Raw genomic sequence first — 16,373 nt, forward strand, 5'->3', positions numbered from 1 at the left:
AAGGAGACCCCATGAAGATCCTCCGCATCCTCGCACTGCCCCTGTTCGCCCTGGCCCTCCAGGCTGGAACGCCGGGAGGCGCCATCACCCTCACCGAGCACAACGGCTACTTCTCGGCCAAGGAGACTCTGGCGGGTCTGTCGGCCGGCGAGTTCTCCGTCACCGTGGAGAACAAGTCCGGGAAGCTGGCGGGCTTCCAGCTCCAGTCCGTAGCCACGGGCAAGACCCTGGAGAAGTTCCCGCTCAAGCCGGGCGAGCGCCGGACCATCAAGCTCGCGCTGGAACCCGGCGACTACCGCTACCGCTGCCCCATCAATCCCACACCCTGGTATGAATTCAGCGTCGAATAGGCGCGGCTAGGATGGACATGAGCCCCCGGCGCGATCCGTCGCGCCCGGGGGCGTCTGGAACAGCCATGGCCCGCGAACTCCAATTCGACCGTGAAACGGCCCTCGACCTGGCCCTGGACCAGTTCTGGAGCCACGGATTCAACGATACGTCCATGCGAGACCTGGCGGCGCGGCTGGGGGTCTCCCTCAGCAGCCTCTACAACACCTTCGGGGACAAGCGGACGATGTTCCTGGCCGCCCTGGAGCGGTACGACACGCAGATCCTCGGCCGCCGCCTCGATGACCTCGAGCGGAACCACCCGCCCTTGGAGGCGGTCCGGTGCCTCTTCGAATCCATGGCTGCGGATTGTGCGGCGGATCCCGTCCGCCGGGGCTGTTTCCTCGTCAACACTGCGCTGGAGATGAGCCCCCATGACCCCGACATCGAGCGGGAGGTACGGGCCAAGCTGGGCTCCATCGAGCAGTTCTTTCTCCGGACTCTGGGAACCGCCCTGTCCCGGGGGGACCTGTCCCGGGATCGTGACCCCAAGGTGATGGCGGCCCAGCTGCTGGCTGCCCTGCTCGGGATCCGCGTCCTCGCCCGGGCCAACCCCGACCCGGAGACCCTCGACCAGGTCGTCCGGGGAGCGTTGGCGCTTCTGTGACAGCCACCGGCAGAGGGCCTGGAACGGCCCCCCGCCGGTGGATGATCCGAGCCTAGTGGTTGAACGGATCGAGCGGATGTTTGAAGACGTAGTCGGCGCCGATGGTCGACGTCTTGGCGAGGGAATGGCAGCCGTTGCACATGCCGCTCATGAGATCCGCGCCCCGGGCCATGATGCCGGTGGTGGCGGGATCGAGCGTGAACCATTCCCAGCCGTTGTTGGCGCTGTTGAAGGTCCCGCCGCGCTTCACCATGGCGGTGATCTCCGTGACGGCGCCGTTCTGCTGGATCTCCTTGACGACGATCGTGCCGACGGGATAGCCCGCCTGGGCGGTGTCCGGGTTGGCAAGGAGCTGCTTCTTGTAGATCCGCCGGACGGCGGTCGAGTCCGAGCTCTTGTGGGCGCCGCCCAGGTAGGGGCTCACGGTGGTGGTGTCCTGGATGAGGCTCCAGTTCCGGTAATTGGCGAAATCCGTGGCGGCGGCCGCGTACTCGAAGGGGTGGGGGAACACGAAATCCGAGCCCCCGGTCTGGGCCGCGGCCGAGGTATGGCAGGCATTGCACATGCCGCTCATCATGTCCGCCCCGCCCCGGGCCATGATCTGGGATCCGTCGTTCGACAGCGCGAGCCACTCCCAGCCGCCCCCCTGTGGGTTGAAGGTCCCGCCGCGCTTGGCCATGGCGAAGACGCCCCCCGTGGCCGGGAAGGTCTTCACGCCGTTCTGCCAGGTGAAGGTCTCCTTGACGAGGATGCTCCCCACGGGATACCCGGAGCTGGAAGGCACCGCGGAGGCGCTCTTGAAGATCCGCCGCGAGAAGGCATTGTCGGGTCCCATGTGGGCGCTGCCCAGCGCGGGATTCGTGCCCCCGATGCTGTAGTCCACCGCGCTCCAAGTGCCGTACTTGGCCACGTCCTGGGCGGAGGCGATGAATTCGGTCCCGCTGTTGGTTCCACCTCCACCGGTATTTCCGGCGGGGCTGGCAGGCGCGCTGCCGCTCCCTCCTCCGCACGCCACGAGGGCCATCATCCCGAACGCGAGCGCGACCGGGGGAAGCGGAGGCTTGGTCGATAAAAGTCCGTGCAAGGCCATGGGCCCTCCTTTGCTGATGGGAACGCCGTTCCCGGGTTGGATGCCCAGACCGGTCCCAGGCCCCAGGAGGTCTAGGCCGCTGAGGCTGCGGTGGTCAGGTATGGATGGAGGTGGCCGGCGGCACGGACGTATGCCATCGAATCACGGCGCGGCGCCCAGCTTTGATCTGCGTCAAAACTTCCATCCTGGTGTGACGCCGCAGGGAGCGCCGCGGAGGGATCACCTCGAGCCCCGCGGCCCGCATGGCCCGATGGTCTGGTGAAGCCGCTCGCGAAGGGTTTCTCCCGGGATCTGGGGTGGCCCGGTTCCTCCCGCCGTGACATGGGATTGGACGGAATCCTTCCGGGGCTCCGAGGCCGGGGTTCCCTGCCTGGCCTCGCGCCGCCTGTCGCGGGGCCCGGAAAGCGGGAAGGGACGAGCCCCGCGTCGGCGGGCCCGGATCGCCCTGTCACGCGGCGGGCCGTGGGCGCGCGCATCCAAATTCCATCGCATTCGCCCAGGAGGCCCCATGACGACATCCGTGCCGTGGCACCGCTCGCTTGCCACCCGGTTCTTCCTGCGGACGGCCCTCACCGTGCTGGGGCTCGTGGGCGTGGTGCTCTGGGTGGCCCGCTCACAGAGCCGCAAACAGGCCCTGGAGAGCGCGGAGAGCGGCATCATGGTCAGCGCCCAGATCATGGAGGGCAGCTTCGAGAACCGAGGGCGGATCCTGGAGGCCGGCCTGGATGTGTTCACGGCCTACAACCGGAACATGACCGGGATCGAGCACCAGGACTTCGCCACGGTCCGGGAGAGCCTGCTGAGCAACCTGGCCATCCTGAAGTCCGACGTGGCCATGGTCATCCGGCCCACGGGGGCCCTGCTGAGCTGCACCACGGACGGGTTCAAGCAGGACTACACGGACGTGGGGATCGTGGAGAAGGCCATGCACGCCGAGGAGGTTCCCGGCCGCGACCGGGAGAGCCAGACCTACCGGGGCTTCTTCAAGATCGATGGGGGCTCCTATCAGGGCTCGTACCTGGGGGTCGCCCGCCGGCTCAGGGGCCATGACGGCGAGTTCCTCGGCGTCATGGTGGTGGCCAACCGGCTGGATGACCAGGCCGCCACCCTGCTGCAGCGGCAGTCCATGGTGCGCCTTCGCCCCTCGGATCCCGCCTCCCACGCGACCTTGATCGCCGGTGGGGAGATCGTGGGCACCACGGCGCCTCCTGGAGCCCAGAAGGAGGCCCTGGCCGCCTGGCTCCACGGGGCCGCAGGCCAATCGGCCCTGCGGGCGGGCCTTGCCGAAGGGCGTTCCAGGCCCATCCCGCTGATGCTGGAGGGCAGGCCGCAGCTCGCCATGGTCGTGGGAATGAAGGGGATCGGCGCGGACGCCCTGGGGGTGGCCAAGCTCATCATCATTCCCCTCGATCCTTTCCTCCGGCCCTTCCAGAACCTGCAACGCGTCATCCTGGCCGTCGGTCTCGCCGCCCTGGCCATGGCCCTCCTGCTGACCCTGAGCACGGCGCGCAGCGTGACTGCTCCGCTGGCCCGGCTGACCGCGGCGGTGGGAACGCTTGCGGAGGGGGGGCGTCCGGACCTCCCCCATCCCGTGCGCCAGGATGAAGTCGGCGCGTTGGCCAAGGGTTTCCGGGTGCTCCTGTCCGAGCTCAAGGCGAAGGAAGACTTGCTCTCAGCCCTGGAGGGGCTGCGCAAGACCCAATCCAGCCAGGGTGTTCTCGGCTCCACGGAGGCGACCCCGACCGGACAGGACGCCACGGAGCAGATCCGGCGTGCTCCAGGGGGTGAAACGGGTCCCTTGAAGCGACCGGCCGGGTCCAGGAAGCTCGACCTCCAGGTCGGGGATACGCTCTCGAACCGGTACCGCATCGACCGGATCGTCGCCGCCGGCGGCATGGGCCTGGTGATGAAGGCCCATGACATGGATCTGGATGAGGATGTCGCCTTGAAGGTCATCCGCCCCGAGCTTGTGGGCGACCCCGCGTTCCTGGAACAGCTCAAACGGGAGATCAAGCTGGCGCGGCGGATCAGCCACAGGCACGTCCTCCGGACCCATGATTTCGGAGAGTCCGAGGGGATCCCCTTCGTGACCATGGAGTACCTGAAGGGCACCACGCTCCGCCAGCTCCTGGATGACCGGAAGCGCCTCCCCCTGTCCCTGGTCCTTCGCATCGGCCGCCAGGCCGCCGAAGGCCTCCAGGCCGCCCATGCCGAGGGAGTGGTCCACCGCGACATCAAGCCCTCCAACATCATGTTCGACGCCCAGGGCGAGGTGAAGCTCATGGACTTCGGTCTCGCCGCTCCGGTGAGCGGCCGGGGGACCGACGCGGAGGGGCAGATCTTCGGAACCCCAGGCTACATGGCTCCTGAGCAGGTGCTGGGGGATCAGGTGGATCCGAGAACGGATCTGTATGCGCTGGGTGTGGTGATGTACGAACTCGCCACGGGCATGGCCCCCTTCCAGGCGGAGGACCGGATCGGCCTGCTCCGCCTTCACATGGAGATGGACCCCCCGGATGCGAGGGAGGCCAACCCCCGCCTGCCGGCTGAGTTCGCGGTCCTGGTCCGGGCCCTGATGGCGAGGGCGAAGGAGAGCAGGCCGGCGACCGCTCAAGAGGTGATCTCACTGCTTCATCAAGTCGCCGCCCATGCCTGACCGGCCCCCGGGGAGATCCCATCTCGCCCGCCCGGGGACCCGCGGTCATGCTGGAACCCCAGGGCGGGCAGCCCCGGGAGCAGGGAGGATCCCATGAGTCCATCCTCGGCCTTTCAGGGCGTGTCTGCGTGCGTGTTCGACGCCTACGGAACCCTGTTCGAGGTGGACAGCGTGGCGCGGGGCGCCCAGGCGGCCCTCGGGGAGCGCTGGCGGGCGCTCTCGGACCTCTGGCGCACCAAGCAGCTGCAGTACACCTGGCTGCGCGGACTCGCTGGGCATCATGCGGATTTCTGGCAGGTCACCGGCGAGGCGCTGGACTATGCCATGGCCACCCTGGGCATCGGGGACGAGGGGCTCCATCAGCGCCTGATGGACCTCTACCTGGGCATCTCGGCCTACCCGGAAGTGCCCGCCACGCTGGCCCGGCTCAAAGCGAAGGGCCTGAAGCTCGCCATCCTTTCCAACGGCACCCCGTCCATGCTGGCCGCGGCGACGGCCAACGCGGGGATCGGGGCCTATTTCGACGCGGTGTTGTCCGTGGAGGAAGTCGGGGTCTATAAACCTCATCCGAAGGTCTATGGCCTGGCCTGCGACCGCCTGGGGGTTCCTGCCCGGGCGATCTGCTTCCTGTCCTCCAACAGCTGGGACGCCTGGTCTGCCAAGGCCTTCGGGCTCACCACCCTCTGGTGCAACCGGTTCGGCCAGCCCCCGGAGCGCATCCCCATGCCGCCGGATGGCGAGATCCGCGATCTGTCCTCCCTGCCGGACCTCCTCGGAATCTGACAGGAAGGCGCCCCGGCGGGCGGAACTCCGACCGCCGCCCGACAACCCTCAGCCAGAAGCGCGCCATCTGAGGCATACTTGCCCCATCATGGCCGAACAGCAAACCATCGAGGGATCGGAGACCCTTATCCAGAGGGCTGCGGGCGGGGACCATGCAGCCTTCCATGACCTCGTGGCTCCCCACCTGTCCATGTTCCATTTCGCCATCCTCAGGATCGTCAAGGACCCGGCGGACACGCAGGATGCCCTCCAGGACGGGCTGCTGTCCATCTACCAGGACCTGCCCCGGTTCGAGGGGCGCAGCCAGTTCAGTTCCTGGGCCTACCGGATCTGCGTGAACGCCGCGCTCCAGACCCTCCGGACCCGGCGGCGGCTGCGGGAGCAGTTCATGGAGGATATGGTGTCACAAGGGGAGGACAATGGTCGCCCCATGGATGCGGAGGCCCTTCCGGAATGGAGCGTGGAGCCGGACGCGCCGCTGCAACTCGAGCGGGAAGAGATCCGCGCGCGCATGACGAGGACCCTTGACCTGCTGCCAGACACGCTCAGGGTGGTATTTGTGCTGAAAGACATCGAAGACATGGATACGCAGGACATCGCCGCCCTGCTCGAAATCACTCCCACGGTGGTCCGCCAGCGGCTCCACCGGGCGCGCATGTTCTTGCAGGCCCGCCTCAAGCCCGTGCTCACCGGGAGGGTCTCATGATGGGCCTTCCCACCTGCGCTGAAGTCGCCTCCTCCATGACGGACTACATGGAGGGGACCCTCCCGTACCGGAAGCGCCTGGGCATCCGGGTCCACATGGCCATGTGCGACGCCTGCACGGGGCTGCATCAGCGCCTGCTGAAGCTGTCCAGGTTGGCGAAAGAACTGATCGCCCCCCCGGCTGCGGCCCCTCCCGAGGCCCGGGCGGCCCTGGATCACGTGCTGACGGCCCTCAAAAAGGACCAGGGCCCGGATCGCTGAACCCGTCGATCCAGGGGAAGAGGCGGGTTCCATAGGCCGGAAAGCCCCGGGGAGATGCTGGGGCGAAAGGCCGTGGCAGCAGTGCCTTCTATCGGAATGGCCCCCTACGCCTCGATTCGGGACCTCTTCATGGACTGTCTTCGTCTGGCCGATTCTGGCGCGTGAATCTCTGCACGGCCATGGTGAAGGCTCAAGAGAGGGGATGGGATCCCCTCCCTTGAGCCTTGGAGCCCTCTCGATCGAGTGGATCCGGAGGTCAGGTCTTGGACCCGGAGGCCGCGAACTGGCGCAGGATCGGGAGGAAGACTCCGGGATCTGGGCGGACACGGTAATTGTCCGTCTGATCGAGCCAGCGGATGGTCCCCTTCGGGTCCAGAACGATGGCTGTGGGGAATACCGTATCCGGCCCGTAGCCAAGGAGGCCCATGCCCATGGGGAGCCCATTCTTCATCTCGATGTCGAGCGCCTGGGCGACGCGGTTGCCTTCATCGGTCAGGAACTCGAAGGGGACCTCGAACCGTCTGGCCAATGCCCGGGTGTTCTCATGCGGCTGGGGGCTGATGAGGACCACCCTGGCGCCTGTGGCGGCGATCGCCTTGTACTGCTGCACGACCTCGTTGATCTGAGCCATGCAGAGAGGGCACCAGTTCCCCCTGAAGAAAAAGATCAGGGCAGGGTCGCCAAGCAGTTCACGGGTGTGGAAAGTCGAACCATCGGTTTTTCTCAATCCGAAATCCGGGAACACGTTCCCGACTTGGAATTTGCGGGTTGGTTTCCGGCCAAGCCGGGAATACCAGAGACTGTACAAGGCGAAGGTGGCGGCCCCGATGCTGGCGAGGAACAGGGGAACGAACCGCTCATCCGATCCGCTCCTCCAGCCGGAGTAGCCGGCCAACAGGACGCCGAGGAGCGCGAGAGCGTTGTATCCCGGGAACGTTCCACTGGTCCGGGCGACATTCTTGAACATCATGATCCGGGAAAGGAATGCCATGAAAGGCAAGGTGGTCATCAGGGGCCCGGTCCACAGGAGGGCCTCCCCGGTGTGATAGGCCTTCCATCCGGCATAGCCGGCGATTCCCATGGCCGCCATCGGGTAGATCCCGATGAACATCGACTTCAAGCGGTTCACTGCGCCTCCTTCCTGGGGATGGCGAAGTACATCGAGGTCTCGGCCATGTTGTGGATCCGGTCCCGGTACGGTACCAGCGCCTGGTAATCCGGATCCTGCATCACCTTCCCAAGGGACTCGGGAGACGTGAGCGACCAGATATTCACGCTCAAAGAGCTCTCGGAGCCCGGACCAAGCTGCTTGAGCACCCGATAGGCCTTGATCAGCTTCATCCCGTGCCGGGAAGTGATGGCCTCGAGGGTCTTCTCGTAGCTGGCGTGGTCGGCGAAATCGAAGCCGGGATTCATCGCGATGATCCCCACGAGGACCACTCCGCCCTTGGCTGGCGTCGACGCGACGTACTCCTCTTTGACGAGGTACATCTTGCTCGCCTGCATGTCATGGAGACGGTCCCGGAGAGGAACCTCCGCGGCGTAGCCGGCGTCCGACATGACCGCCGGCAGGCTGGCGGGTGTTTCCAGGGACCACACCCCGAAGGTGGATGCCTTGGCCGGTCCGCTCCCGCCCAGGAACTTCTCGAGGGTGAACGCCCCTTCCCGGAGCATGCCGTGGGACGCAGCGATCGGGGCGATCCGGCGCTCGTAGCCGTCATGGTCCGCCGGCCCGAAGCCGGAATTCATCGACAGGAAGGCCACCAGCTTGGTATCCCCCGCAGGAGCCGGGATGGAACCCTGCGGTGCGAGGGTGGGAGCCGTGGCGGCCAGGGGGCCCGCCAGGGCGGACAGGAAAGCGGCCAAAGCGGTGGCTGCCAGCCTTGGGGTTCGGGTGAGGGTAGAGCGCATGTGCGGCCTCCTTGGGCTCGTGTGAAGTCCAAAGTCTGGGTTTGCGTTATTGCCATTACAATCGTTGGCAATTGTTAAATACTCATCATCAAATTTGGTGGATCATATGGCCCTCTCCAACTTCGAAGAACTCCTGACCTATGTGACGATCGTCGAATCGGGCAGTCTGGCCGCGGCTGCGGCACGCCTCGGCCTGACGCCGAACGCCATCAGCCGGCGGCTGGCCGTCTTGGAAGCTCGCTTGGGGCGGCGGCTGATCCACCGCACCACCCGGCGCCTGTCGGTGACCGATGAAGGGCACCTGTTCCATACCCGGTGCCGCCGCATCCTCGATGAGCTGGAAGAGGCGGAGCGCGAGCTTTCCGGCGAGGACGATTTCGCCGGGACGCTGCGGATCGCCATCCACCACGACATGGTCTGTCCCAGGTTGATCGAGCTGCTTCAAGGCATGCTGTCAGATCATCTCGGCCTGCGGCTCCAGCTGCGGGTGGCTGACGGGTTCCTCGATCCGGTCCGATGGAACCTGGACTTCGCCGTCTTCCTCGGCGACCCGCCGGCCAGCACCCTGGTGTCGGTCCCGCTGGGGCCCCTCCGCTGGGGGTTGGCCGCCGCTCCCAGCTACCTGGAGCGGCATGGGCGCCCGCAGGTTCCCGAGGACCTGGTCCACCATGAGTGCCTCCGGGTCCTGCGCGACAGGCCGGAAACCCACTGGGCCTTGCAGAGGTCCGGAGGCAGGCCGAAGCGGTACCCCATCGGGGGCCGGTTTGAAACCAGCGATAGCAGCGTCCTGGTCCAAGCCACCTTCGCCGGAGCCGGCATCGGCATCCAGTTGATGTCAGCGCTCAGCGCCGCTGTCCAATCTGGAACCCTCGAACGGGTGCTTCCTGGCTGGCATTGGGGATCCACTCCCATCCACGCCCTGCTCCCCAAGGGCCGCAACCGGATTCCAAGGGTCAAAGCCGCCCTGGACATCATCCGCAAGGCCATGGCGAGCCTGGGCTGACGGTTCGCCCCTGCTTCCCGGGAGAAGAGTGGCCTCACCGAGCCTGTGGCCCCAGCGATCAGGCGGCCAGGCTCTGCGTGCCGACGGCCCTCAAAAAGGACAAGGGCCCGGATCGCTGAACCCGTCGATCCAGGGGAAGAGGCGCCGGTGGAAGGCCAGATCCTCCAGTGTGTCCAGATCCCGGAGCGGAGGCAGCAGCGCGCTTTCCAGCCCCAGCCGCGAAGCCGATTCCAGGAGGCGGGCCCCGGTGAGGGGGCTGCTCCAGGGCAGGGCCGGCAACCGGGGCAGCAGGGCACGGGCTTCTGGGGTCAGGGTGAGCGCGTAGAAACCGCCGTCATCCGCGGGCCCCAGGGCCAAGGGGCGGCTCCGGCAGGCCTCGAAGCCTTGGGCCAGGTGCCTCATCGAAAGCCCTGGGCAGTCGGAACCGATCACGGTGACGGCCTTGGCCCCGGAATCCAGCGCGAATCCGCAGCCCTCTGCGATCCTGTCTCCCAGGTTCCCGGCGGCCTGGGGAAGGTAGGCGTCCGCCCGCGGGAGCCAGGCTCGCATCGCCACGGCACTCCCGGGAGGGTCGAATGCGAGGCCGAGGCGGAACCCTTCCTCTGCCTTGGCCGTGAGCAGCATGGTCCACAACCGCTCGGCCATCCGCCGGTAGATCCGCGTGGCCGCAGCCTCGCCCACCTGAGAGGCCAGCCGGGTCTTGACCCGGCCATGAACCGGGGCCTTGGCGAACACGATCACCCAGCGGGACTGCGGCACGGGATCCCTCCACGACTGGGATGCCCGGTCCGGATTTGATGTAACACCTTTCTTCCAGCCGTCACCCCATCTCGATCCAAGGAGATCCGGATGAACACTCCCGCGCTCGGCAGCCTCGAGGTGGAAGATTCCGTCAAACAGCGCTACAGCGCGGGCGCGCAGGCGCGGGAAGAGGCCCTCTGCTGCCCCGTGGACTACGACCCCACCTTCCTGAAGGTCATCCCGCAGGAGGTGCTCGATCGGGACTACGGGTGCGGCGATCCCTCGCGCCATGTGCGTGAAGGCGAGGTCGTGCTGGATCTCGGCTCGGGCGGAGGGAAGATCGCCTTCATCGCCGCGCAGATCGTGGGCGCTTCCGGCCACGTCATCGGCATCGACATGAACGACGACATGCTGGCCCTGGCGCGCCAGGCCCAGGGCGAGGTCGCCGGCGCCATCGGATACGCGAATGTCGAGTTCCGCAAGGGGCGGATCCAGGACCTTGAGCTCGATCTGACGGAAGTCGAGGCCTGGCTTGCCGCGCATCCCGTGCGGGGCCTCAACTCCCTCGAGCGCTTCCACGAAGAAGTGCGGCGCCTGCGGCGGGAGCGCCCCCTCGTCGCCTCTGAATCCGTGGATGTGGTGGTGTCGAACTGCGTGCTGAACCTGGTGGGCCAGGGCGAGAAAGCGAAGCTGTTCGAAGAAATCCATCGGGTGCTCAAGCGGGGTGGCCGGGCGGTCATCTCGGACATCGTCTCCAGCCGGGAGGTGCCCGAGACCCTGCGTCGGGATCCCGAGCTCTGGAGCGGCTGCATCTCCGGCGCCTTCCAGGAGGAGGCCTTCCTCGCCGCCTTCGAGCGGGCCGGGTTCCACGGGATCACCCTGGAGAAGCGGGACGCCACCCCCTGGCGGGAGGTGGATGGCATCGAGTTCCGCTCCGTCACGGTCATCGCCCACAAGGGCAAGAGCGGGCCTTGCCGGGACGAGGGGCAGGCCCTGATCTACCGCGGCCCTTTCAGGCAGATCACCGATGACGATGGGCATGTGTTCGACCGGGGCGTGCCCACCGCGGTCTGTGGCAAGACCTTCCGGCTCCTGACCCGGGCCCCCTACCAGGACGCCTTCCACCGCCTGGAGCCGGTCGAAACGATCGATCCCGAGACGGCCCCGCCCTTCGCCTGTCATGGCGGCTCCACCCGCCGGAGCGCAGAGGGACTCGTGGGGTCCGGTTCCGACCCTTGCGCTTCCGGTTGCTGCTGAGGAGGCTCCCGTGTCCCACACCCTGATGAACCCCTCCTTCGAGGGGCGGCTGGAGGCTGCCGGTCTTTCCGGACTCCGGCGCGACCGCCTCGAGACCGCCCAGATCAACCTGGGCCGCTATTGCAACCAGGCCTGCCTGCACTGCCATGTGGAGGCCGGGCCCCTCCGCACCGAGCGGATGGAGCCTCGGACGGCGGAGCGCATCCTGGAGCTGCTGGCGCAGAGCCCGGCCATCCGCGCCGTGGATCTCACCGGGGGCGCCCCGGAGCTGCACGAGGTCTTCCGGCCCCTGGTGCTCGGGGCCAGGTCCCTGGGCCTCGAGGTGATCGATCGCTGCAACCTGACCTGCCTCTTCGTGGCGGGGCAGGAGGATCTTGCGGACTTCCTCCGCGACCACCAGGTCCGCGTGGTCGCCTCGCTCCCCTGCTACACCCAGGCGAACGTGGACCGGCAGCGGGGCACGGGCGTCTTTGACCAGAGCCTTCGCGGCCTGTTCATGCTCAACGCCCTGGGCTACGGGCAGGAGGGCTCCGGGCTGGAACTGGATCTGGTCTTCAACCCGCTGGGGCCCTCCCTGCCGCCGCCCCAGGCCGCCCTGGAGGCGGAGTACAAGCGCCGCCTGAAGGACGACTTCGGCATCGAGTTCAACCGTCTGCTGACGGTGACCAACATGCCGATCAAGCGGTTCAGCGAGCAGCTCCGCCGCGTCGGCCGAGAGGAGACCTACTGGACGCTCCTGGAGGATGCCTTCAACCCGGAGGCGGTGCCGCACCTCATGTGCCAGAACCTGGTGAGCATCGGCTACGACGGGCGGATCTACGACTGCGACTTCAACCAGATGCTGGACCTCCCGGCCGAAGGCGCGCCGGATGTCTGGTCCATCCGGAGCTTCGAAGACCTCGCCAAGGCCCGGATCACGACGGGCCGCCACTGCTTCGGCTGCACCGCGGGGTGCGGGTCGAGCTGCGGCGGGAGCCTGCTATGAGTCTTCTGCTCGGATTCCTGTTCGTGGGTGGCGCAGGCCTGGCCATCGCGAATGGCGCGAACGACAACGGGAAGCCCGTGGCCACCCTGATCGGCAGCGGCGTGCTCACCCAGCGTCAGGGGCTTGGCCTGGCCTTCTGGACCACCCTGGCGGGAGCCCTGGCGGCGGCCCTGTGGAGCGGGGCGCTCCTGCGCGCCTTCAGCGGCCAGGGGCTCGTCAGCGCCCAGGTGACGGCCCATCCGGCCTTCCTGCCCGCGGTGGGCATGGCCGCCCTGGGCACGGTGGCCTTGGCCACCCGGCTACGGCTCCCGGTCTCCACCACGCACGCGCTGGTGGGTGCGCTGGTGGGAGCAGGGCTCGTCCTGGGCCATGGAACCCTCATGTGGAAGGTCCTGGCCATCAAGCTGGCGGGCCCCATGCTGCTGAGTCCGGTGGTGGCCATGGGGGCGGCGTGGCTCCTGGCCCACCTGTCCCGGGCGATGGTCCCCGCCAGGACCTCAGAGACCTGCGTCTGCGCGCAGCCAGGCGTCGAACTCGGCGCCGGCGGCGAGGCGGCCCTGGGCCAGGCCGCCCTCCAGACGGGAACGGTCGAGAGGTGCGAGGGGAGCGGAAGCGTCGTCCTGGCCTCGTCCACGAAGCTGCTTCGGGGCCTTCATCTGGTCTCGGCGGGGGCGGTGAGCTTCTCGCGGGGTCTGAACGACACCCCGAAGATCGCGGCCCTGCTCCTGCCGCTCTCCCTGCTCACGGGGTCGGCGCCGGTGGTGGTGGTCGCCCTGGCCATGGCTCTGGGCGGATGGTTCCTCGCCCAGGGCGTGACCCGGACCATGAGCCAGGAGATCGTGGATCTGGACCACCGGGAGCCGGAGGCCGCGGGCGGCAACCTCACGACGGCCTTTCTGGTCCTGTTGGCCTCCCGCTGGGGGCTTCCCGTCTCCACGACCCATGTAGCCACCGGCGCCATGGTGGGTGCGGGATTGAGCCATGGCGAGTTCCGCCTGGCCACCCTGCGGAACATCCTCCTCGCCTGGACCGCCACCTTGCCGTTGGCCGCGCTGCTGGCTGCGGCCGCCGTCCTGGCGATGAAGGCCCTGGCATGAAGCGGTCGAAGGTCCTCCTCGCCCTGGCGGTGGGTCTGCTGGTGCTCCTGGCCGGGCGGATCCTCCCGATCACCGAGTGGCTGAGGGCCTTCACGCACTGGGTCCAGGGCGCGGGGTGGCTGGGGGCGGCGGCTTTTGGGCTGCTCTATGTGCTGGTGACGATCCTGGGCCTTCCCGCGCTTCCCCTGACCCTCGCCGCCGGCGTGGTGTACGGTCCGCTGGGCGGGACGCTCCTGGTGTCGCCCGCGAGCGTGGCGGGGGCGTCCCTTGCCTTCATTCTGGGGCGCACCCTGCTGCGGGGCTGGGTGCGGACCCGGACGGAGGGGAGCGCCCGATTCCGGGCCCTGGACCAGGCCATCGGGAGTGAAGGCTGGCGGCTCGTGGCGCTGCTGCGGCTGTCACCGGTCTTTCCCTTCAGCCTGCTCAACTACGCCCTGGGGGCCACGGGCATCGGGCTGGGGCCCTACGCGCTGGCCTCCTGGCTCGCCATGCTGCCGGGGACCTTCCTGTATGTCAGTGCCGGCGCCGCGGCCGGTGCCGCCGCCGGGCTCGCGCCTGGACAATCGGTGGCGCCCTGGCTGCTGTACCTCGGCCTCGCGGCGACCCTGCTGGTCACGCTGCGCGTCAGCTGGATCGCCCGCCGGGCGTTGGCGGCGTCCCTTCCGGTTCCAGTGGAAGCCCACCCCATCTCAGAGGAACCCCATGAGCTTTGAAGGCCTGCTTCCCGACAGCGTCCATGACCAGGCCTTGCGGAAGCTCGTGGCGCCGCCGGACTGGGTGAACCCCGCACCCAAGGCCAAGTACGACCTGGTGGTCCTGGGGGGCGGTCCCGCCGGCCTGGTGGCCGCGGCCGGGGCCGCGGGACTGGGCGCGCGGGTGGCCCTCGTCGAGAAGGGCCTGCTGGGGGGTGACTGCCTCAATGCGGGCTGTGTGCCCAGCAAGGCGCTGCTCGCGGCCGCCTCCCGGGTCCGGCAGATTCACGAATCGGCCTCCCTGGGCGTCCAGGGCCAGGCCACCGTGGACTTCCCGCGGCTGATGGCGCGCATGCGGGAGAAGCGCGCGTCCCTGGCCCACCATGATTCGGCCGAGCGGTTCCGGGACCTGGGCGTGGATGTGTTCCTCGGCACAGGCGCCTTCCACGGGCCGGAGGCGATCCAGGTGGGGGAGACGATCCTCCGCTTCCGGAAGGCGCTCATCACCACCGGGGCCCGGGCCGTCGTGCCGCCCATCCCCGGGCTCCGCGAGGCCGGGTTTCACACCAACGAAACGATCTTCTCGCTGATGGAGCTGCCCCGGCGTCTGCTGGTCATCGGCGGCGGTCCCATCGGCTGTGAGCTGGCCCAGGCCTTCCGGCAGTTTGGCGCGGAGGTGAGCGTGGTGGACCAGGGCGTCCTGGCCCCGCGGGACGAGGACGCCGCGCGGGAGGCCCTGCGCGCCGCCTTCCAGCGCGACGGCATCCAGGTCCACGAACGGGCGAGGATCCTCCAGGTGTCCCGGCGCGGGGAGGAGCGGATCATCGCCCTGGAAGACGGCCGTGGCGCCGTCGAGCTGCGCGGGGACGCGATCCTGGTGGCGGCCGGACGGGCCCTCAACCTGGAGGGCCTGGGCCTGGAGGCCGCCGGCATCCGGATGGAGGGCCGGCGGCTGGAGGTGGATGCCCGGCTCCGCACGACGAACCCCCGGGTCTTCGTGGCGGGGGATGCGGCGGGGGGGCCCCAGTTCACGCACACCGCGGATGCCCAGGCACGCCTGGTCCTGCGCAACGCCTTCTTCTTCGGGCACGGGAAGGTCGCCGATCAGGTGGTCCCCTGGTGCACCTATACCCATCCGGAGCTCGCCCAGGTCGGGCTGACGGAGGCCATGGCCCGGGAGCAGGGCATCGAGACCGAAGCCTTGAAGGTCGAGTTCTCCGATCTGGATCGCGGAGTGCTCGGAGACGAAGCGGGCTTCGTCCAGGCCCGTGTGTTGAAGGGTACCGACCGGGTGGTGGGGATCACGGTGGTCGGTTCCCATGCGGGCGACCTCCTGGGCGAGGCGGCCCTTCTGCTCGGCACCACCCGGCGCCTGTCCACGCTCTCGACCATCATCCACCCCTATCCGACGCTGGGAGAGGCCTTCAAGCGGTTGGGCGACCTCGCCCTCAAGCGGCGGTTCACGCCGAGGGCACAGCAGCTCTTCCGGCTCTGGTTCCGGCTATGGCGCTGATCTCGGTCATCATCCCCACGCTCGACGAAGCGACGCAGATCGGCCCCTGCCTGGACCAGTTCGCCGCGCAGCTCGGGGACTGGGAACTGGTCGTGGTGGACGGTGGCAGCCGGGACGGCACCGTCGCCCTGGCGGAGGCGCGCGGGGCGAGGGTGATCCAGGCCTCCGGTGGCCGGGGGCCCCAGATGAACGCGGGCGCCGCGGCGGCGGAAGGGTGGATCCTCCTCTTCCTCCACGCCGATGGCCGGCTTCCCCCCCATGCGAGCCGGCTCATCCACCGGATCCTGGCCTGTCCCGGAATCGCGGCGGGGGCCTTCCGGGTCCGCCACCAGCCCCATCGCTGGACGGGCACCTGGAAGGCCCGGCTCCTGCGGCTGGCGGACCTCCGCTCCCGCTACACCCGCCGGCCCTACGGGGACCAGGGCCTGTTCATGAACCGGAGCATCTTCCAGGCGGCCGGTGGGTTCCCGCCCCGTCCCCTGATGGAGGACCTGGCCATGGCCCGCCGTCTGGCCAGGCTGGGGCGGGTCCACACGGTCCGCGAGGAGGTCCGCACCTCGGGCCGCCGGTTCGAATCCGCCCCGATCCGGGCCTTCCTATGCATGAACACCTTTCCCGTCTTGGATCGCCTGGGGGTCTCCCCGGAGCGGCTGAAGCGCTGGTACGGAAATCCGCGGTGAATGGA

The 16,373-nt window shown here is 68.4% G+C and carries 17 protein-coding genes; 13 read left to right on the forward strand and 4 right to left on the reverse strand.

Annotated elements, in window-relative coordinates:
- Positions 1-11: 11 nt before the first annotated feature.
- Together G398_RS0110595 and G398_RS0110600 are read left to right on the forward strand one after the other, a co-directional pair.
- Positions 12-350, forward strand: coding sequence for a hypothetical protein (locus G398_RS0110595; RefSeq protein ID WP_026853564.1), 339 nt, complete (start codon positions 12-14; stop codon positions 348-350).
- Between the two features lie 65 nt (positions 351-415).
- Entirely contained in the window at positions 416-994 is a 579-nt protein-coding gene (locus G398_RS0110600; RefSeq protein WP_026853565.1) for a TetR/AcrR family transcriptional regulator, read from the forward strand.
- 52 nt (positions 995-1,046) lie between these two features.
- On the opposite strand, the gene G398_RS0110605 is transcribed toward G398_RS0110600, so the two are convergent.
- Positions 1,047-2,018, reverse strand: coding sequence for a cytochrome P460 family protein (locus G398_RS0110605; protein WP_169720652.1), 972 nt, complete (start codon positions 2,016-2,018; stop codon positions 1,047-1,049).
- A 574-nt stretch (positions 2,019-2,592) separates the two neighbouring features.
- Here G398_RS0110605 and G398_RS19750 point away from each other — a divergent pair.
- From G398_RS19750 to G398_RS0110625, 4 genes are all read left to right on the forward strand, one after another.
- On the forward strand, positions 2,593-4,740 hold the full coding sequence (locus G398_RS19750) for a serine/threonine-protein kinase (protein WP_052571823.1): 2,148 nt from the start codon (positions 2,593-2,595) through the stop codon (positions 4,738-4,740).
- A gap of 93 nt (positions 4,741-4,833) precedes the next feature.
- Positions 4,834-5,523 carry a haloacid dehalogenase type II gene (locus G398_RS0110615; RefSeq protein ID WP_026853567.1) on the forward strand — a complete coding sequence of 230 codons (690 nt, stop codon included), beginning with the start codon at positions 4,834-4,836 and terminating at the stop codon, positions 5,521-5,523.
- An 88-nt stretch (positions 5,524-5,611) separates the two neighbouring features.
- Complete coding sequence (locus G398_RS17815) at positions 5,612-6,229, forward strand: RNA polymerase sigma factor (RefSeq protein ID WP_052571824.1); 618 nt, start codon at positions 5,612-5,614, stop codon at positions 6,227-6,229.
- The gene (locus tag G398_RS0110625; protein ID WP_026853568.1) at positions 6,226-6,489 is read left to right on the forward strand and encodes a zf-HC2 domain-containing protein; all 264 of its coding nucleotides are present in this window, start codon (positions 6,226-6,228) and stop codon (positions 6,487-6,489) included. The genes G398_RS17815 and G398_RS0110625 overlap by 4 nt, the downstream gene beginning before the upstream one ends.
- Positions 6,490-6,745: 256 nt before the next feature.
- Here G398_RS0110625 and G398_RS0110630 read toward each other — a convergent pair whose 3' ends face one another.
- Complete coding sequence (locus G398_RS0110630) at positions 6,746-7,618, reverse strand: peroxiredoxin family protein (protein ID WP_026853569.1); 873 nt, start codon at positions 7,616-7,618, stop codon at positions 6,746-6,748.
- The gene (locus G398_RS0110635) at positions 7,615-8,400 is read right to left on the reverse strand and encodes a hypothetical protein (RefSeq protein ID WP_026853570.1); all 786 of its coding nucleotides are present in this window, start codon (positions 8,398-8,400) and stop codon (positions 7,615-7,617) included. Before G398_RS0110635 ends, G398_RS0110630 begins: the two co-directional genes overlap by 4 nt.
- Positions 8,401-8,506: 106 nt before the next feature.
- Between G398_RS0110635 and G398_RS0110640 the strand changes: the two genes are divergently transcribed.
- Positions 8,507-9,403 carry a LysR family transcriptional regulator gene (locus G398_RS0110640; protein WP_026853571.1) on the forward strand — a complete coding sequence of 299 codons (897 nt, stop codon included), beginning with the start codon at positions 8,507-8,509 and terminating at the stop codon, positions 9,401-9,403.
- 90 nt (positions 9,404-9,493) lie between these two features.
- Here the strand turns inward: G398_RS0110640 and G398_RS0110645 are convergent, their stop codons facing one another.
- Positions 9,494-10,162, reverse strand: coding sequence for a TIGR04282 family arsenosugar biosynthesis glycosyltransferase (locus G398_RS0110645; protein ID WP_026853572.1), 669 nt, complete (start codon positions 10,160-10,162; stop codon positions 9,494-9,496).
- A 90-nt stretch (positions 10,163-10,252) separates the two neighbouring features.
- Between G398_RS0110645 and G398_RS17820 the strand changes: the two genes are divergently transcribed.
- The 6 genes from G398_RS17820 to G398_RS0110675 are packed head-to-tail and all read left to right on the forward strand — an operon-like array spanning position 10,253 to position 16,368.
- Positions 10,253-11,401 (forward strand): methyltransferase domain-containing protein, encoded by a 1,149-nt coding sequence (locus G398_RS17820; RefSeq protein ID WP_043484838.1) that lies wholly within the window; start codon positions 10,253-10,255, stop codon positions 11,399-11,401.
- Between the two features lie 25 nt (positions 11,402-11,426).
- Complete coding sequence (arsS, locus tag G398_RS0110655; protein WP_026853573.1) at positions 11,427-12,386, forward strand: arsenosugar biosynthesis radical SAM (seleno)protein ArsS; 960 nt, start codon at positions 11,427-11,429, stop codon at positions 12,384-12,386.
- Positions 12,383-13,483: an inorganic phosphate transporter gene (locus G398_RS0110660; protein WP_026853574.1), complete on the forward strand. Its 1,101-nt coding sequence runs from the start codon at positions 12,383-12,385 to the stop codon at positions 13,481-13,483. Before arsS ends, G398_RS0110660 begins: the two co-directional genes overlap by 4 nt.
- Positions 13,480-14,196: a TVP38/TMEM64 family protein gene (locus G398_RS17825; RefSeq protein ID WP_052571825.1), complete on the forward strand. Its 717-nt coding sequence runs from the start codon at positions 13,480-13,482 to the stop codon at positions 14,194-14,196. The genes G398_RS0110660 and G398_RS17825 overlap by 4 nt, the downstream gene beginning before the upstream one ends.
- Positions 14,186-15,688, forward strand: a complete 1,503-nt coding sequence (locus tag G398_RS0110670; protein WP_026853575.1) for an FAD-dependent oxidoreductase — start codon at positions 14,186-14,188, stop codon at positions 15,686-15,688. The genes G398_RS17825 and G398_RS0110670 overlap by 11 nt, the downstream gene beginning before the upstream one ends.
- Entirely contained in the window at positions 15,679-16,368 is a 690-nt protein-coding gene (locus tag G398_RS0110675; RefSeq protein WP_043484841.1) for a TIGR04283 family arsenosugar biosynthesis glycosyltransferase, read from the forward strand. The genes G398_RS0110670 and G398_RS0110675 overlap by 10 nt, the downstream gene beginning before the upstream one ends.
- Positions 16,369-16,373 lie beyond the last annotated feature (5 nt).

The organism is Geothrix fermentans DSM 14018 (assembly GCF_000428885.1).
GTDB classification, from domain to species: domain Bacteria; phylum Acidobacteriota; class Holophagae; order Holophagales; family Holophagaceae; genus Geothrix; species Geothrix fermentans.